General features: G+C 71.8%; 10 protein-coding genes. 2 read left to right on the top strand and 8 right to left on the bottom strand.

Going from position 1 to position 17,518, the window contains the following annotated elements; translation table 11 throughout:
- Positions 1-19: 19 nt before the first annotated feature.
- Both ACIQPQ_RS01555 and ACIQPQ_RS01550 read right to left on the bottom strand, forming a co-directional pair.
- Positions 20-3,694: a LamG domain-containing protein gene (locus tag ACIQPQ_RS01555; RefSeq protein ID WP_401298278.1), complete on the bottom strand. Its 3,675-nt coding sequence runs from the start codon at positions 3,692-3,694 to the stop codon at positions 20-22.
- Between the two features lie 286 nt (positions 3,695-3,980).
- Positions 3,981-5,486, bottom strand: a complete 1,506-nt coding sequence (locus ACIQPQ_RS01550) for a VCBS repeat-containing protein (protein ID WP_383767562.1) — start codon at positions 5,484-5,486, stop codon at positions 3,981-3,983.
- Between the two features lie 280 nt (positions 5,487-5,766).
- Here ACIQPQ_RS01550 and ACIQPQ_RS01545 point away from each other — a divergent pair, with 280 nt between their 5' ends.
- Positions 5,767-6,369, top strand: a complete 603-nt coding sequence (locus ACIQPQ_RS01545; protein ID WP_401298276.1) for an acyltransferase — start codon at positions 5,767-5,769, stop codon at positions 6,367-6,369.
- Between the two features lie 34 nt (positions 6,370-6,403).
- Positions 6,404-7,570 (top strand): acyltransferase family protein, encoded by a 1,167-nt coding sequence (locus ACIQPQ_RS01540; RefSeq protein WP_401298273.1) that lies wholly within the window; start codon positions 6,404-6,406, stop codon positions 7,568-7,570.
- A gap of 76 nt (positions 7,571-7,646) precedes the next feature.
- On the opposite strand, the gene ACIQPQ_RS01535 is transcribed toward ACIQPQ_RS01540, so the two are convergent.
- The 6 genes from ACIQPQ_RS01535 to ACIQPQ_RS01510 form a co-directional block, all read right to left on the bottom strand.
- Positions 7,647-8,930, bottom strand: a complete 1,284-nt coding sequence (locus ACIQPQ_RS01535) for a nucleotide sugar dehydrogenase (protein WP_401298270.1) — start codon at positions 8,928-8,930, stop codon at positions 7,647-7,649.
- Positions 8,931-8,938: 8 nt separating this feature from the next.
- A complete protein-coding gene (locus tag ACIQPQ_RS01530) occupies positions 8,939-10,654 on the bottom strand; it encodes a glycosyltransferase family 2 protein (protein ID WP_401298267.1) in 1,716 nt (571 codons plus the stop codon).
- Complete coding sequence (locus ACIQPQ_RS01525) at positions 10,651-12,234, bottom strand: glycosyltransferase family 4 protein (protein WP_401298264.1); 1,584 nt, start codon at positions 12,232-12,234, stop codon at positions 10,651-10,653. Before ACIQPQ_RS01525 ends, ACIQPQ_RS01530 begins: the two co-directional genes overlap by 4 nt.
- A gap of 20 nt (positions 12,235-12,254) precedes the next feature.
- Positions 12,255-14,840: a glycosyltransferase family 4 protein gene (locus ACIQPQ_RS01520; protein ID WP_401298261.1), complete on the bottom strand. Its 2,586-nt coding sequence runs from the start codon at positions 14,838-14,840 to the stop codon at positions 12,255-12,257.
- Positions 14,841-14,923: 83 nt separating this feature from the next.
- Entirely contained in the window at positions 14,924-15,943 is a 1,020-nt protein-coding gene (locus tag ACIQPQ_RS01515; RefSeq protein ID WP_401298259.1) for a Gfo/Idh/MocA family protein, read from the bottom strand.
- Entirely contained in the window at positions 15,940-17,055 is a 1,116-nt protein-coding gene (locus ACIQPQ_RS01510) for a DegT/DnrJ/EryC1/StrS family aminotransferase (RefSeq protein ID WP_383767597.1), read from the bottom strand. The genes ACIQPQ_RS01515 and ACIQPQ_RS01510 overlap by 4 nt, the downstream gene beginning before the upstream one ends.
- Positions 17,056-17,518: the final 463 nt, after the last annotated feature.

Genomic DNA, 17,518 nt, shown 5'->3' with positions numbered 1-17,518 from the left:
CCTATTCAGTGACGATCCGTCACATGTCTGTCACGGCCGTCAGCGCGGCCATCTGCTGCACCGCGATCGCGTCCGCCGCGCCGCTGTAGACGCGGACCTCGTCGATGGCGCCCGCGAAGTACTCGGCGGGCCCGCGCAGCGAACGGCCCACCTGGAGACCGCCGGTGGCGGACCACAGGGAGTCCTCCTTGCCGTAGGCACCGGCGACGAGCTGGCCCTCGACGTAGAGGCGGATGGTGTCCGCGAAGGCGTCGTAGACCACCGCGAGGTGCTGTCCGGAGCCGCCGGTGTCGGGCAGTTCCTGGTCGTCGGTGAACGTCACGATCTGCGGAGCCGCCACGTCCGTCCGGGCGACCGCCAGCTCCCACTGCTGGGTGGCGGCCTGGTAACGGACCTGGAGGCGGTTGGCGTTGGCGCCCGGCAGGGAGAACACCGTCTGCGACTTCTCCGGGTCCAGCGAGGTGAGCTGGGCGCGGGCCGACACGGTGAAGCTGCTGTTGCCGGGGACCGGGGCGGTGGCGGTGGACGCGTAGTCGCCGTCGCCGTCCAGGACGAGGTTGCCGTCGCCGACGAGGGCGGCGGTGTCGAACAGCGGGTCGGCCGGGCGGTAGATGGAGGCGTTGCCCGCGAGGGTCAGCGGCTGGCCGCCGCCGGTCTCCGCGACCGCGCCGCCCGTGGCGGAGTCCAGCTGCCAGTAGCCCTTGCGCAGCGGCTTGACCGTCATCAGCTCGGCCACCTGCGCGGACGGCAGGACCCGGTCGAAGACGCGGACCTCGGCGAGGTCACCGGTGAAGTGGTCGCGGTAGCCGCTCTTGGCCGTGGACCGGCCGATCTGGAGCGGGCCGTACGACTTCCAGGCGGAGCGCCGGGCGGACGAGCCCTTGAGGTCCTTGTTGATGTAGAGCTGGAGCTGCGGGCCGCCGGTCTTCTGGGCGTCGTACACGCCGGTCAGCAGGACCCACTGGTCCTTGACGGGGGTGATGCCGGTGGAGACGGCCTTCCATTCGCCGAGCGTGTCCACGTCATTGACCGGGACCGCGAACTTCCAGGTCTGCGCGGCCGCGTCGTAGCCGAGGGTGAAACCGGGCTCGCCGGTGCCGTCCTGGCTGACGACCGTCATCGAACGGTCCAGCGCGGTGGGCCGCACCCAGGCGCTGACGCTGAAGCTCTTCGACGTGTCGAGCACGGTCTCGCTGGCGTCGAGGTAGGAGTCGGCGCTGCCGTCGAAGCGGGCCGCCTTGTCGACCTTGCCGCCGGGGCCGTCCGCGCCGAAGGTGACCGCGGTGCCGGCGGTCGCCGAGAACTGGCCGCCCTCGTCGTGCGCCTCGGTGTCCCCGGCCGGGTCGGCCAGGTTCCACTGGGCCACCACCGGCTTGCCCTCGCTGACCAGGAAGTCGTAGAGGGTGCTGCTGGCGTGGGTGGCCTTGTCGATCGCGACGACCTCCAGGACCTGCCGCCCGGAGCGGGTCGGCATCCACTGCACGGAGACCGAGCCGCCCGGCGAGGACGGGGTGAGGGTGGTCATCGCGGCGCCGTTGAAGGAGTACTGGTACTTCACGACGTCGGTGTCGGGGATGCTGTCGTTCGGGTTCGGCGCGATGGAGAAGGTGCCGTAGGTGCCGACGCCGTCGTGGTAGACGGTGTCCGACGGGTACTGCTTCGACAGCACCAGCGGCTTGCCCGGCCACGTCTTGTCGTAGGTGAACTCGCAGCGCTGCGGGGTGTCCCCGTCGTAGCTCCACGGGCCGTAGCCGTCACCGTCGTAGGCGCGGGCGCTCCAGTAGATGGTGGTGTTCTGCGGGATCGACGACTTCACGGTGTGGGTGAACTTGGTGCCGGTCGTCGGGGAGAGCCAGTCGGGCGTCAGATAGGTGTACGACTTCGCCGCCTTGGTGGCCGGGTCGGTCCACTCCACCTTGAACTCGACCTTCACCTTGTCGGTCTGGCCGTTGCCGTGGTCCGGGTCGCTCGCGATGGCCTGGAGCTTCGGCGGCACGTCGGTGGTGGCCCGGCCCGCGCCCCACTTGCAGGCGCCGCCCGGGTCGGTGGACATGTCGGACGTCTTGATCTGGCGCGGCAGGTTGTTGTACTTGACCGACAGGTACGCGTTGCCGCAGATCCGCTTCCACTCCGCGAAGCGGGACTCGTCGGCGGCGCGCAGGCCCAGCGTCATCGCGTTCCAGCCGCCCGCGGCGGCCGTCTTGACCTCGCTGGTCAGCTCGCCGGTCGCGCCGCTCTCGAAGTGCAGGTTGGCCTGGCTGGAGCAGGAGGTCGGGGAGATCGCCTTGTCGACGGTCTGGAGGTAGTCGTCCCAGTGGTCCTTGGTGCTGGACCAGTCGCTGGACGAGGAGATGCTGTAGTTGGCGCCGCCGATCCGGTAGAGCTGGATGGGCTCGGCGGTCGGGGAGGCGCTGTAGATGTGCTCGACGCGCGCGGAGAACGTCGCGCCGAGGATCTGCTTCCCCTTGTAGAAGGAGAGCGGCATCGTGAACAGCACGCGGCGGGTGCCGACGCCGTTGCAGGAGACCGGGTTGTAGTCGGTGGGGCACTTGCCGACGCCCGCGCTGCCCGAGTACTTCCAGTCCTGCTCGCCGGGCATCCCCGACATGACGCCGGTCCAGGACGTCCGCGACGTGGTGCGCTGGATCGGGTCGATGACGACCGGGAAGACGGTGTCGTCGCCCCGGAGCAGCTTCTGGTCGGGGACCAGGCGCAGGGTGTCCGTGCCGACCTCGACGTCCAGCGGGGCGACCCGCCCGCCACCGCCGGGGCCTTCGAGGGCGGCTTCCGGGGCGGGGGTGGGGGTGGTCTCGGGAGTGGTCTCGGGGGCGGGGGTGGCCGTGGCCGTGGCCGTGGCCCCGGCGGTCACGGACTTGGCGGTGACGGACTTGTCGGTCACGGACTTCGCGGTGACGGACTTGAGGGCCTTGGCCACGGCCTTGGGCCCCTGCGCGCGCCGGGCGGACTCGGCGACGGCGGCCGAGTCCCACATCGCGGGCCGGCCCGCCTCGAAGACGGTGCCGCCGACGGCGGCGTCCTCGGCGACGATCGCGCCGGTGGCGTCCTCGGCGACCTTCAGACCGTCGGTGGTCATCCCGAGGTCGACCTGCGCGAGCCGGGGATCGGCCGCCGCCTCGGGCGTCTTGACGACGAGGAGATGCCCGAACCCGTCGACCTCGGCGCGCACACTCAGGTCCACACCGGGCAGCACCTCGGCGTACGTGGCGGTGTCGCCCTCGACGCGGGGAGCGGGCAGGTCGCCGTACGGCCAGGTCAGCGCGAACTCGCGGCCCGCGCGCCGCATCGTCACGAACGGCTCCCCCGCCTGACCGGCGGAGAACGCCAGGTCGACGGTGGCGGCCTTCGGCCCCCAGGTGCCGTCGGGGCGCTCGGCGAGGGTGGCGTCGACGTCGACCCACTTGCCGGACCGCACCGTGCGGACGGGCTCGGTGTACTCGCGGGCGGTGAAGGTGCCGTCGGGCTCGGCGAAGATCTCCCTGCGCTCGGTGCGCAGCCCGACGACCTCCTTCCGCTTGCCGCTGTCCTTCGCGGCGGCGAGGGCCTGCTGCTCGGTCACCAGCGGCTGGTCCGCGGCGACCGGCTCCGGCACCCTGGCGCCACCGCCGCCCGGGAGGGCGGCCGCACCGGCCACCACCGCGCCGGTGACGACCGCCGCGACGGCGGCACGCAGCACGAGGCCACGCCGTATCGGTCTGTGTCTGTCTGCGGACACGGGTCCACTCTCCAGTCGGTTCATGTCTCACTCACGAGTGCGGGGGCGCGCCGGGGCGCCCGGTTCGTCGGCCACGGGCGGACGGGACGACGGGCGGGACAGCGGGCGGGACGACGGGCGGACAGGACGGACGGGGGCCGTGCAGGTACGCGGGCAGCGCACGGCACGGCCGCCGAGGCCCCCCGGTGGAGGGCTCCACGGCCGCCGCCTGCCGGTACGTACCGGCAGGCGCCCGAGGTCCCGCCCCTCAGCGGACGCTGGCGCCGAAGGCGACGCCGCCCGCGGGGATGCCGCCCTCACCGGGCTTGACCGTGACGGTCGGCGCGCCGCCGGAGGCGACGTTCCAGGGGAAGCCGAGGACCGCGCGCGCCTCGGCGGGGCCGTACGGCATGCCGACGTAGAGCAGGGACGGGGTCGCGGCCAGGGAGAGGCCGGCGAGCTGGCGCGGCGCCGGGGTGCCCGGGATGCCGTAGCCGGGGTCGATCCACTGGTCGGAGGCGCCGGGCGCGCCGACCAGCGGGACGATCTGGACGCCGCCCTTGTCGGCGTGCTCCTCGGAGGACTCCTCGCCGGGGACGCCGATGGCGAGGCGGGTGGTGGTGGCCGTGGAGACGGAGTTGGGCGAGGTGTTGACGGCGGCGAGCCGCTTGCCGAAGAAGTCCCCGGCCTCGGACTCCTGCTCGACGTCGGCGGAGTTCTGGTCGATCCAGGCGGTCTCGGTGTACGCGCCGGTGGCCGTGAGGCGGAAGACCTGGACGGCGCCCGCGTCGACGGTGGTCGAGAGGTCCTCGCCGGGGACGCCGACGGCGAGGAGGGACTCGGTGGTGGAGGTGGCGCCGGAGGGACGGTACGGGACCATGGCGAGGGCGGCGCCGAACTGGTCGCCGACCTCCTCGGAGCCGCCGATCGCGTCCTGGTCCTGGCCGAGCCCGCCGGTGGGCTTCGGGTAGCCGGAGGTGAGGGAGTGGGTGAACAGGGCCACGCCGCCCGCGAACTGCACGGTGCCGAGGGCCTCACCGGGGGTACCGACCGCGAAGTGGGTCGGGGTGGCGGCGATGGTGGAGCCGAACCGGTCGTCCTGCTCGGCCGCGCCGGCCACAGGACCGCCCGTCTCGGTGTCCTGGCCGGTCATGGTCACCGTCATGGCGGTGCCGCTGACGTAGTAGAAGGCGCCCGCGTCGTCGATGGTGCCGAGGGACTCGCCGGGGCTGCCGATGATCAGGTACGGCTGACCGCCGGAGGTCTTGCCCGCGGCGACGGCGTAACCGACCCAGTCGTCGGCCTCGGCGCCGCCGCCGAGGGGCTTGCCCTCGCCCTGGTAGAACTCGCGGACCGGCTTGGTCCCGGCGCCGATCCCGCTGGTCGAGCCGAACACGACGTGCACGCCGCCGGAGTCGGGGGCGGTGCCGATGTCCTCGTACGGCGTGCCGAGGACGAGGTCGCTGCACCCGTCGAGGTCGGCGTCGTAGACGGCCATCGCGTAGCCGTACCGGTCGCCCGCCTCCGGGACGCCCGGAATGCTCTCCAGGGCCTGGGTGAGGGTCACCGTGCCCTTGCCGCCGCCGTAGACGACGTACACGGCACCCGCCTCGGCGACGCCGTCGACGGTCGCCTCCGGGTCCGCGATCACGCTGTCCCGGGCGCCGTCACCGTTGAAGTCGGACTCCACGCCCGACGGACACGCGACGGCCGCCGCGGCCGGCGTACCCCCGGCCCCGATCCCCCAGACCAGCAACGCCCCGGTCACCGCCACGGCAGCACTGTGCCGCCAAGTTTTCCCCACCGTGAACTCAGCCCCGCCCCGTTGATAAAAATTCAATAAACAAACGGGGAAGATCATGGCCCGCCCTGACACGTACATGCAAGCCATTTGTTCAGACCAAGGCGCATGACATGAGTCACAAGATCCACACGCCTGATTCACAAAGTCGACGTATGCCGCGGCTCGCTCCGGTCCGCTCCGCCCCGGCACGGCGGGCCGCGAGCCGGGCGCCGTATGCTCGGCCGGACGTCAGACACCGGAAGGCATCGAAGTGAACTACAGGGTCCAGCCCAGCGCCCAGGTCGACAAAACCGCCGAGATCGGCGACGGAAGCAGCGTCTGGGACCTCGCGCAGATCCGCGAGGGCGCCCGGCTCGGCGAGGGCTGCGTGGTCGGTCGGGGCGCCTATGTCGGCTCCGGCGTGCGCATGGGGGACAACTGCAAGCTCCAGAACTACGCCCTGGTGTACGAACCGGCCGAGCTGGGTGACGGTGTCTTCATCGGCCCGGCGGTGGTCCTGACCAACGATCACAACCCGCGCTCGGTCGACGCCGAGGGCAAGCAGAAGCGGGGCGGCGACTGGGAGGCCGTCGGAGTGCGGATCTCCGACGGCGCCTCCATCGGCGCCCGGTCGGTGTGCGTCGCGCCGCTCACCATCGGCAGGTGGGCGATGGTCGCGGCCGGTGCGGTCGTGACCCGGGACGTCCCGGACTTCGCCCTGGTCGTCGGCGTCCCGGCCCGGCAGATCGGCTGGGTGGGCCACGAGGGCGTACGGCTGGTCGAGCGCGAGGCGGGTACCGGGACGTGGGAGTGCCCGAAGTCCGGCCGCCTCTACCGCGAGACCGCCGAGGGGACGCTCACCCCGGCGGAGTGACCGGCCGACGCAGGACAGACGACGAGGACGGCACATGTCTCAGACCGATGTGAAGGTCACTCCCCAGAACGACGCGGGAGACGCCGGTGGCGCGGCCGACGCCCCGCACCCCCCGCCCACCCGGGCCCCCCGGCTCTACGCCCTGGACGCGCTGCGGGTCGTGGCCGCCCTCTCGGTCCTGCTCTTCCACTTCACCGGCGTCGACGCGGCGACCGACGCCAACTGGGGCATCAACCCCAAGGCGCTGTTCCCGTCGATCTTCCCGTACACCTCGTACGGCTCCTACGGCGTCCAGCTCTTCTTCATCATCAGCGGGTTCGTCATCTGCCTGTCCGCCTGGGACCGCAGCCCCGGCCAGTTCGTGCGCGCCCGGTTCCTGCGGCTCTTCCCCGCGTACTGGTTCTCGGTCGTCGTCGCCCTCCTGGTGTGGCGCGGGCTGCCCGACGGCGAGCGCAAGCCCCCGAGCTACAGCGAGGCCCTGACCAACCTGACCATGGTGCAGACGCCCCTCGCGGCCCGGCACCTGGTCGGCGCCTACTGGACGCTCTGGGTGGAACTGACCTTCTACCTGATCTTCCTGGTGGTGCTCTGGAAGGGGCTCGACTACGTCCGCGTCTCCGTTTTCTGCTGGCTGTGGCTGCTGGGCAGTGTCCTGGCGCAGAAGGACGACGTCCCCCTGCTCGGGATCTTCGCCCAGCCGCTGAACACCGCCCTGTTCGTCTCGGGCATCGCGATGTACCTGATGTACCGCTTCGGCCCGGACCTCAAGCTGTGGGGGCTGCTCGCCGCGAGCTGGCTGGTCATGCAGAGCGACCTGATCCAGCACGCGGACCACGTGCGCGACGAACAGGGCATGGACCGGCAGCCGTACGTCGCCCTCGCCCTGGTCACCGTCTTCTACCTGGTGGTCCTCGCCGTAGCGCTGCACAAGCTGGACCGGATCCGCTGGACGTGGCTGACCACCGCGGGCGCCCTGGTGTACCCGCTCTACCTGCTCCACGAGGAGCTGGGCTGGGCGATGATCCGCGTCCTGTTCGGCGACGGACACCTCGGGGCCTGGGCCACGCTGGCCCTCACCACCTCCGTGCTGATCGTGCTGGCGTACCTCGTCCACCGGTTCGTGGAACGGCCGCTCCAGCGGTGGCTGCGCGCACGGCTGGCCGCGGAGTCCCGCAAGCCGCCGGTGGAGACCGGCGGCTGACCCGAACCACGGAAGGGGCCCGGCACCACGTTCTGCGTGGTGCCGGGCCCCTTCCGTCGTCGTGGGCGGTTCCGGATCAGCCGCCGATGACCACCCGCCGGACGCCCTTCCAGGCCTCCGGGTCGGTGGTGCGGCGGCCGTCGACCAGGACCGTGACGTCCGGCAGGTCGGCCGGGGTCAGGGTGCGGTACTCGGCGTGGTCGGCCTGGAGGATCGCCGCGGTGACCGTCTCCCCGGCGTGCGGGGTGAGGCCGTGCGCGGACAGCTCCTCGGCGGTGTACATCGGGTCGGAGACGAACGGCACCGCGCCGCGCGCCCGGAGCGCCTCGACGGTCGGGAAGACGCCGGAGAAGGCCGTCTCCTTGACCCCGCCGCGGTAGGCGGCGCCCAGCACCAGCACCTGGACGCCGGTCAGGTCGCCGTAGGCGGCGGCCAGCAGGTCCACGGCGTACTCCGGCATCGCGGCGTTCGCCTCACGGGCGGAGCGCACCACGGTCGCGGCCGGGTCGTTCCACAGGTACATCCGCGGGTAGATCGGGATGCAGTGCCCGCCGACCGCGATGCCCGGCTGGTGGATGTGGCTGTACGGCTGGGAGTTGCAGGCCTCGATGACCTTCTTGACGTCGATGCCGTTCTGGTCGGCGAAGCGGGCGAACTGGTTCGCCAGGCCGATGTTGACGTCCCGGTAGGTGGTCTCGGCGAGCTTGGCCAGCTCGGACGCCTCGGCGGTGCCGAGGTCCCACACGCCGTTGGCCTGCGGCAGGTCGGGGCGCTCGTCGAAGTCGAGGACCTGCTCGTAGAACTCCACACCGCGGGCCGTGGACGCCTCGTCGATGCCGCCGACCAGCTTGGGGTAGCGGCGCAGGTCGGCGAAGACGCGGCCGGTGAGCACCCGCTCCGGGGAGAACACCAGGTGGAAGTCGTCACCGGCGGTCAGGCCGGAGCCCTCGGCCAGCATCGGCGCCCAGCGGGTGCGGGTGGTGCCGACCGGCAGCGTGGTCTCGTACGACACGAGGGTGCCCGGCTTGAGGCCCTGGGCGATCGCCTTCGTCGCGGAGTCCATCCAGCCGAAGTCGGGGGTGCCCTCGGCGTCCACGAAGAGCGGCACGACCACGACGACGGCCTCGGACCCGGCCACCGCGGACGCGGTGTCGGTCGTCGCGCTCAGCAGCCCGGCGTCGACGGCCTGCTTGAGCTTGACGTCGAGGTCGTGCTCGCCCGGGAAGGGCTCGACACCGGCGTTGACCAGCTCGACGACCTTCTCGTTGACGTCCGCGCCGATGACCCGGTGGCCCTTGGACGCGAACTGCACGGCCAGCGGAAGGCCGATCTTGCCGAGCGCTACTACACAGATGTTCATGGTCGGTACTACTTCCTTCGGGAACCGTTCGGCTTCTGGGAACCGTTCGACTTCGACTGCGGGGAACCGTTCGACTTCGAGCCGACGGAACGGGACTTCGCCTTCCGCACCAGCCGCCCGAGCGCCCGCCGCGCCAGGGTGCTCGTCGGAGGGTTGAGCCGGGCCGTGTCGACGACGACACGCCCCTTGTCGTTGACGAGGGCCGACGCCCGGTACGGGTCGTCGTCGCGCCCCCAGCGCCGCGCCAGCGGCATCGGCCGCCCTTCCCCGCGCACCGGGATCTCGTACGTCCGCCCCGCGACGTCCAGATAGACCCGCACCCCCCGCTTGGCGGTGGCGTACGGCAGCGGGATGCGGGCGTGCAGCACGGTGGCCGCGCCGTCGGCGGACGGTTCCGTACGGAACTCGCCCACCGGGGCGGGCAGTTCGTGGTCCTCCTTGAGGCGGCGGGCGCCCGGCTTGTCGGCGGACTTCGGCATGGCGCCCTTGGCGAGCCGCAGCACCGCCCCGGCCCGCTCCACCTGTCCGACGACCGGCAGCCGGACGGACGCCGTGTACGCGAGGCGCTCGCCCTCCTGGTCCCAGCCGGAGGCCAGCAGGTCGGTGCCCTGGGCGAGGCGGCCGGGGACCGCCTCCCCCACCAGTTCGTAGACCCGGTCGGAGACACCGACGAGCGGGTCGCGGAAGCCAGGGTAGCGGGCGTAGGCGCGCTCGCCCTCGACCACGAAGGGCGGCGCCCCGTTCGCCTTCTCGCCGGAGATCGCCGCGGACAGTTCGTCGATCGCGCCCGCGTGCGCCAGCGCGATCCGCACCCGGCGCTTGACGTCCATGGCGTCCCGGATGCCGTCGGTGAAGTACGTGGTGGCCAGCCGGGCGACGCCCGCGCAGACCTGCCGCTGCACCTCCCGGTCCAGGGCCGGGAAGTCGTCCTGGACGAGCTTGGCCAGCTCCCACGTGAAGTGCCGGCGCAGCAGCGCGTCACGGTCGGACCCGGCGGGGACGAGCCCGGCGGTGAAGTCCATGATCTCCGCGGCGGCGTCCAGCCGGGCCAGGTGGTCGGCACGGTAGGTGATGTTGCTGGCGTCGCCGCGCTTCACCGCGTAGTAGCAGACGTAGTCGGCCAGCACGGAGATCCTGCGGGCGCGCACGCACGCCTCGATGGTGAACGGCTGGTCGCTGCCGACCGGCAGGTGCTCGGGGAAGCGCAGCTTGTGCTTCTCGACCAACTCCCGCCTGAACAGCTTGGTGTTGGCCAGGGTGAACGGCAGCGCCGAGTCGTAGAGGCTGACGTCGGGGTCGTTCTCCTTGTACAACGCCTGGTGCACGTAACGGCCGTTGGTGCCGACCATGCGGCCGACGACGACGTCCGAGTCGTGCTCGTCGGCGTAGGCGACCATGCGCTCCAGGGCTTCCTCGCCCAAGTGGTCGTCGGAGCCGATGAAGTAGACGAAACGGCCGGTGGCCAGTTCCAGCGCGCGGTTGCTGGGCGCGGCGGGGCCACCGGAGTTCGGCTGGTGGATCACCTTGACGGTGTCCGGGTACAGCGCGGCGAACCGGTCGAGTTCGCGCCCGCTGTCGTCGGTGGAACCGTCGTCGACGGCGACGATCTCCAGCCGGTCACGGCCGATGCTCTGTCCGAGGAGGGAGGTCAGACACTCCGTCAGATAAGGCATCGTGTTGTAGACCGCGACGACGACCGTGACGTCGGGCACGCGCCCGCTCATGACGTCGCCTTGGCGGATCTCGTGACGAGCCGGCTGTACAGCCCGTCCAGCACCTCGGCCTGCGCCTCCCAGGTCCAGGTGTCGAGCAGTCCGGGCTTGTCGTAGGCGGCCGTGTACTTCTCCGGGTCGGCGAGGACGGCCTTGATCGCGCGGACCAGGTCGGGCACGTCCTCGGCGCGGCAGACCTCGCCCTGGCCGGTGGACCGGGTCACCTCGGACATGGTCTTCACATCGCTGACCACGAGCGGCAGCCGGGCGTGCGAGTACTCGAAGAACTTCGTGATCAGGGCGATCTCGTGGTTCGGCCAGTGGTGGATCGGGATGCAGCCGACGTCGGCGGCGGACAGGAAGCGGACCACCTGCCAGTGCTTCACGTACGGGACGGCGTGCAGCCGGTCCCCCACCCCGAGGTCCTGGGCCCGCTGGAGCAGGCTCTGGATGTAGCCGGCGGCCGGCGAGGGGACGACGAACGCCATGTGCACGCCGTCCAGCGAGGGCAGCGCCTCCACCATGTCCCCGAGACCGCGCTGCGGGCCGGGGGAACCGCTGTAGACGACCAACGGGACGTCGGGGCCTATGCCGCACAGGGCGCGCAGGTCCGGCTCCGGCTCGGCGTCCTCCAGCAGCAGGTCGGGCTCGACGGGCCGGTCGGGCGCGTTGAGGACGACGGTCGGCTGCTCCTTGAGACCGTGGCGCTCCACCAGCAGGTCGCCCAGGCCCTCGGAGACGGTGACCACGGCGTCGGCGTACGGCGCGTACTCGCTCTCGTGCGCCGTGTTGCCGGGAATCCAGTGGGCGTTGTCCTCCCACGGGCGGACCCCGGGCAGGAACTCGTGGGCGTCCCACACCAGTTTCACCGTACGGCCGGCCGCGCGGGCCCGCACCGCCGCGCGGGCGCCGACACCGAGCATCCGGAAGTCGTTGGCGTGGATGAGATCGGGCTTGAGAGCGTCGATCTCCTTGCCGTACGTCAGCTCGTAGTCCCACAGCACCGGCTCCAGGCGCCGCCAGGCCCGCTTGCCCTTGGCGGCCCGCCACACGGCCGTGAAGGCCCGGTCGAGGGGGCCGCGCAGGGCGCGTCCGGCCTTCTGCGCCTGGCCGCTCTGCCGGGCCCGGAACTCGACCCACTTCTGCATGAACTTGGAGACCGGTCCGGCCACCACGAGGCGCAGCTTCTCGACCCGCCGGAAGAGCGGACCGCCGACGGCCCGGGGCACCACCTTCAGAGCGGCTCTGCGGGAGGCCACGTCCGCCCGCCACGCCTTGGCCCACTGGCGGCGGTAGGCCGCCATCGGGCCCGGCGGGTAGGCGAACGGGCGGCGCAGCAGCGAGCGGTGACGCTCCGCGTGCCGCTTGCCGAGCGGGGTCTTCAGCGGCAGCAGCCGGACCTCGGCGTCGCCGAGCTTCCAGCTCCGTCCGCTGCCGGAGCGGACGAGGCCGAGCAGCACCACGTCCCAGCCCGCCGCCGCGGCGGACTCGGCGGCCTTCTGCACCCGGGAGTCGCCGTCGACCTTGTTGTCGACCAGCATGACGACCCGGCCCTTGGCCGGGCGGCGCGCGCCGGTGCTCTGCGCTTCCATGAACAGCCTTTCTGAACCGGTCACTTCAGGAAATCGCTCAGGACCTGGGCGGTCCATGTGCCGTTGTGGTAGGTGCGGGCGAAGTCGGAGGACTCCCGGCCGATCCGGGCGGTGCCCTCGGGATCGGCGACCAGCCCCTCCACGACCTCGCGGAGGGTGTCCGGGGTGGCGTTGACGATGGGCAGGGCGCCGTCCGTCGTGTTCTTCACACCGTCGCTGATGTAGGCGACCACGGGCTTGCCCGCCGCCATCGCCTCCACCGCGAAGGTGCCGTAGCTGCCGGTGGTGAACTGGTCGAGCACCAGGTCGCAGCTCTGGACCAGCTCACGCATCTGGGCCCACGGGATGCCCTCGGCGAGCCGGAACTCGATGATCCCCTTGTCGTGCAGCTCGGTGAGCACCGGCATGATCCGGTCGGTGCCCTTGGTCCACCGCTTCGAGGGCGCGTGCAGGACCAGCGGGCGCTCGCGCTCCATGACGGGGAGGTCGGTGGCCCAGCTGTCGACGTCCACGACGAGCGGCAGCCACTTCGCCGTCGGCAGGTCCTCCAGGAGGTCGGGCGTGGTGACGAAGAGCGGGAGCCCGGCCTCCGCCGCGATCCGCTTGTTCACCTCGACCTTGGCCTGGAGGCGCTTGGCGATGCCGTCGGGGGCGTCGTGGAAGAGCGAGAAGGGGTGGCGCGCCATGTGGTCGGCGGGGTGGCGGATCTCGCTGCCGTGCGCCAGCAGCGCCACCTTGATCTTCGCCTGCTTCAGCGCGTCGAGGTCACCGGCGACGGTGGTGCCGTTGAGGTGGCCGAAGACCGGCATGAACGCGTCGACCAGCAGGTGGGTGAAGCGGCCGATGACCCGCTCCATCTGCTGCACCTGCACGGACAGTTCGGGCAGCCGGTCGGCGTCGACGTACAGGTCGGCCGGGTAGTCGAAGGACTCCGGCCGCTTGTTCATGACGACCTCGGCGGAGACGTCCGGGTTGAGGCGGGTGACCGCCTGCGCGAACGCGGCGCCCTGACCGGCGTAGTTGGCGGGGCCGAGGCCCAGCCGGACCCGGGTGTCGCCGAGCTTGCGCCACAGGGGCCGCCCGTCGGCGCCGGTGTTCTCCGCCGTCCGCACGGCCTCGGGGGTCTCCTGCACGGTCCAGGAGACCTCGGGGCGCGGACCGGGCGGCGTCTTCTTCGACAGGTCGCGGTAGAGCTGGAGCAGCTTGGTGCTCTGCGCCTCCCAGGACAGGTCGGTGAGGACGTCCTCGGTGATCGCGTCGGCGAGCTTGGCACGGTTCTGCATCGCCCGCGCGGCCGCGTCGGCGAAGGTCCTCGGGTCGTCCCAGGTCCACACCTCGCCCAGACCGTGCTCCTCGACGTACGCCTTGATGACCTTGACGTCGCTGGTGACCAGCGGCAGGCCCGCCTGGAGGTACTCGGAGACCTTCGTCGGCAGCGACACCTCGCAGTTGGGGACGCGCCGGAACGGGGTCAGGCCGAGGTCGGCGGAGGCCAGGTAGTCGGCGACCTGATGCTGCGGCACGTAGGGCACGAGGTGGATCCGGTCGCGCACCCCGAGGGCCTCGGCGCGGGCGAGGAGCTGCTCCAGCAGCGCCGTCATCCGGCCGTGGACCAGGGCGAGGTGGAAGCCGGGCAGCTGCGGCAGACCGTCGATGACGGCGTCCACACCGCGCTCCGGGCCGATCCAGCCCGAGTACACCATCAGCGGGACCTCGGGGCCGAGCCCGCAGGCCGCGCGCACCGACGTGGTCGACGCACCGGCGCCGATGACCTCACGGACCGGGGCGTTGCCCACCACCAGGGGCGCCTTCGCGAGCCCGTGGTCCTCCTTCAGCAGCTCCGCGAGCTGCGGGGAGACGGTGACCACGGCGTCGGCGCGGCCGATGAACTCGCCCTCCACGGCGGGCAGCGCGTACGCCTGCCGGGGGTGCGGCCACTCCACGCCCCGCACGTACTCGTGGGCGTCGTACAGCCAGGCGCACGTGCGGCCCCGGGCGCGCAGACGGGCGGCGCTCAGCGCGGCCGTGGCGATCATGGTGACGTCGTTGGCGTGGATGACGTCCGGTTCGAGTTCCTCGATGACCGGGCCGAAGGCCAGGTCGAGGTCGACCACCTGCGGCCAGTCCACCCGCCAGTCACGCGCAGGTTCGTCCTTCGGCCGGTGCCGCTGCTCCCACTTGTACGCCTGGACCCGCAGCCGGTGCACCGAACGACGGGCCCGCAGAACCGCCTTGATGGAGGTGCGGCGCGGCGCGCTCGCCCAGTTGCTCTCGGCCGACTTCTGCCGCACCCACGCCTTGTACTCGGCGGTGTAGCGGTTGAGGGCCGACTGGTCCGGCAGGTTGAACTGGGTCGCGGCGGCCCGCAGGGAACGGTCCCGACGCGCCTTCACTCCCCGCAGGTAGTCCGAACTGACCGGTACCCGGATCACGTCGATCGGACCCATCCTCGACCGCTGCACCCGCTTGGTGTCACTCCGGCCGATCAGCGTCACGTCCCAGCCGTCCCGGGCCGCCGCGACGGCCGTCTTCTGGACACGGGAGTCGCCGGTGATGCCGTTGGCGACAATCACAGCGATCCTCGGCCTGCGGGCAGGGGATTCCATTACGTACTTCCTCCGGGGGTACAGGAGCGCGGCCCCCCCTGTTCCAGGGGGGGCCGGAAGGTGGCCGTGGCACGCACCGGAACCTATCGGGCTGCCACGTGCTCAACCGGGTCGATATGGACGGTACCGCCGTCGGTGGCCGAAGCGAGAACCGCCGCAGCCACCTCCACCGTCCGCATCCCCTGCCGCAGCGTGCAGATGTCCGCGTCCTCGCCGAGCACCGCGTCGCGGAACAGCTCGTGCTCGACCTGGAGCGGCTCGCGCTTCGGGATGGCGTAGCGGATCATGTCGCCCTCGGAGACGCCGCGGAAGGCCTGGAGGGCCTCCCACTCGGTGGTGACGGCGGCGTTGGAGTGGAAGGTCAGGTCGGCGGTGAGGGTGTCGGCGATGAAGCAGCCGCGCTCGCCAGTGACCGAGGTGAACCGCTCCTTGAGCGGGCTCAGCCAGTTGACCAGGTGGTTGACCATGGTGCCGTCGTCGAGGCGGCCGACCGCGGACACCATGTCCTCGTGCTGGCGGCCGCTCTTGGAGACGGTGTGCGCCGCGATCGACACGTACTGACGGCCGGTCACCCAGCCGGTCAGGTCGATGTCGTGGGTGGCGAGGTCCTTGACGACGCCGACGTCCGCGATGCGGTGCGGGAAGGGACCCTGGCGGCGGGTGACGACCTGGTAGACGTCGCCCAGCTCCCCGGCCTCCAGGCGGGCGCGCAGCGAGCGCAGCGCCGGGTTGCACCGCTCGATGTGGCCGACGCCGGCCACCAGGCCGCGCGACTCGAAGGCCTCGACGAGGCGGCGGGCGCCCTCGACGGTGTCGGCGACGGGCTTCTCGATCAGCGCGCAGACGCCGGCCGAGGCGAGCGCCATGCCGACCTCCTCGTGCAGGGCGGTCGGGCAGGCCACGACGGCGTAGTCGAGGCCCAGCGCGATCAGCTCGTCCACGGTGTTCAGGACGGGCGTGCCCTGCGCGGCGCCGAACTTGTCGCCCATCGGGTCGACGACGCCGACGAAGTCGACGCCCTCCAGACCGGCCAGCACACGGGCGTGGTGACGCCCCATGGAACCGAGGCCGACGAGTCCGGCCCGCAACGGCTGCTTGCTCACAGCTGCTCTCCCAGCGCGTTCACCGCGGTCACGATGCGTTCGAGGTCCCCCGCCGACAGCGCGGGGTGCACGGGCAGCGAGACGACCTCGGCGGCCGCGCGCTCCGTCTCGGGCAGGTCCCAGGTGCGGCCGGCCTTCTGGTCGGGCTCCCAGTAGGGCTTCAGACGGTGGATCGGGGTGGGGTAGTACACCGCGTTGCCGATCTGGGCCTCGGTGAGCGCGGCCATGGCGGCGTCGCGGTCGCCGCGCACCCGCACGGTGTACTGGTGGAACACGTGCCGCGCGCCCTCGGCGACCTTCGGCGTCACCACGTTCGCGGCGGTGATGTGCTCGCTGAGGTAGGCGGCGTTGGCGATACGGCGCTCGGTCCAGTCGCCCAGCTTGGCACGCTGGACGCGGCCGATCGCGGCGGAGACGTCGGTCATCCGGACGTTGGCGCCGACGATCTCGTTGGCGTACCGCTGCTCCATGCCCTGGTTGCGCAGCAGGCGCAGGGTGCGGGCGGTCTCGGCGTCGCCCGTGGAGATCATGCCGCCTTCCAGGCTGTGCATGTTCTTCGTCGGGTAGAAGCTGAAGGTGCCCGCGGCGCCGAACGCGCCGACCGGCGTGCCGTGCAGCGCGGCGGCGTGCGCCTGGCAGGCGTCCTCGACGACGGCGAGCCCGTGGCGGGCGGCGATCGCGGAGATCCGGTCCATGGCGGCCGGGTGGCCGTACAGGTGGACCGGCATGACCGCGGCGGTGCGCGGGGTGATCGCGGCCTCGAAGGCGGCCGGGTCGAGACAGAAGGTGTCGGCCTCGATGTCGGCGAAGACCACGTCGGCGCCGACCAGGCGGACGGCGTTGGCGGACGCGGCGAACGAGAACGACGGGACGACGACCTCGTCGCCGGGGCCGATGCCGAGGGCCAGCAGCGACAGGTGCAGCGCCGACGTACCGGAGTTGACGGCCACGCAGTGGCGTCCGTCGACGAGTTCCGAGAACTCCTCCTCGAAGGCGGCCACCTCGGGACCCTGGACGACGCGACCGCTGCGCAGTACGCGGACCGCTGCCTCGATCTCCTCCTCGTCGATCACTGGTCTGGCGGCCGGTATGAACTCATGGGCGTCGGTCATCGACATCCCCTCCTCTACGGCGACCTCGAAGGCGCGTCGTGCTTCGTCGGGAAGGGGCCGCAGCACTTTCAGCACGGCCGCATCCCCGGTGTCCACCGCTGCCTGTGGGCGGGCGAACGGCTTGTACACAGGACCCTGCCCCCCGAGGGTTCCTTGCGGGAAGACAGCCGAGTCCGGTCCGGAGGGCCGGATGCGCTGGTCGGCTGCGGTCACGGTGCGCATGGCTAAGGCCACCGGGACCGCAGTTCACGTTACCAGCACGGAGACGGCAATTTTCCCCCGGGTTACCACAGAGAAACCTCCCCTTGGGGTGCACTCCGTCACAGGCGAAACAAACGGTATCCCGAGTGTGAACCCGCGGCGACACGAGCGGCGGGGGGGGGGGGGGGGGGGGGGGGGGGGCGGCCGCGGCCCCCCCCCCCCCGCGCGCCGGCCCGCGCCCCCCGGGGCGCGGCGCCGGGCG

It is taken from the genome of Streptomyces sp. NPDC091281, from assembly GCF_044757425.1.
In the GTDB taxonomy this organism is placed as follows: domain Bacteria; phylum Actinomycetota; class Actinomycetes; order Streptomycetales; family Streptomycetaceae; genus Streptomyces.
This window is presented reverse-complemented; position numbering and strand designations above follow the sequence as displayed.

Coding starts and splice junctions, on each gene's coding strand:
- ACIQPQ_RS01540 (WP_401298273.1), top strand. CDS start 6,404: ATGTCTCAGACCGATGTGAAGGTCACTCCCCAGAACGACGCGGGAGAC.
- ACIQPQ_RS01535 (WP_401298270.1), bottom strand. CDS start 8,930: ATGAACATCTGTGTAGTAGCGCTCGGCAAGATCGGCCTTCCGCTGGCC.
- ACIQPQ_RS01530 (WP_401298267.1), bottom strand. CDS start 10,654: ATGAGCGGGCGCGTGCCCGACGTCACGGTCGTCGTCGCGGTCTACAAC.
- ACIQPQ_RS01525 (WP_401298264.1), bottom strand. CDS start 12,234: ATGGAAGCGCAGAGCACCGGCGCGCGCCGCCCGGCCAAGGGCCGGGTC.
- ACIQPQ_RS01520 (WP_401298261.1), bottom strand. CDS start 14,840: ATGGAATCCCCTGCCCGCAGGCCGAGGATCGCTGTGATTGTCGCCAAC.
- ACIQPQ_RS01510 (WP_383767597.1), bottom strand. CDS start 17,055: ATGACCGACGCCCATGAGTTCATACCGGCCGCCAGACCAGTGATCGAC.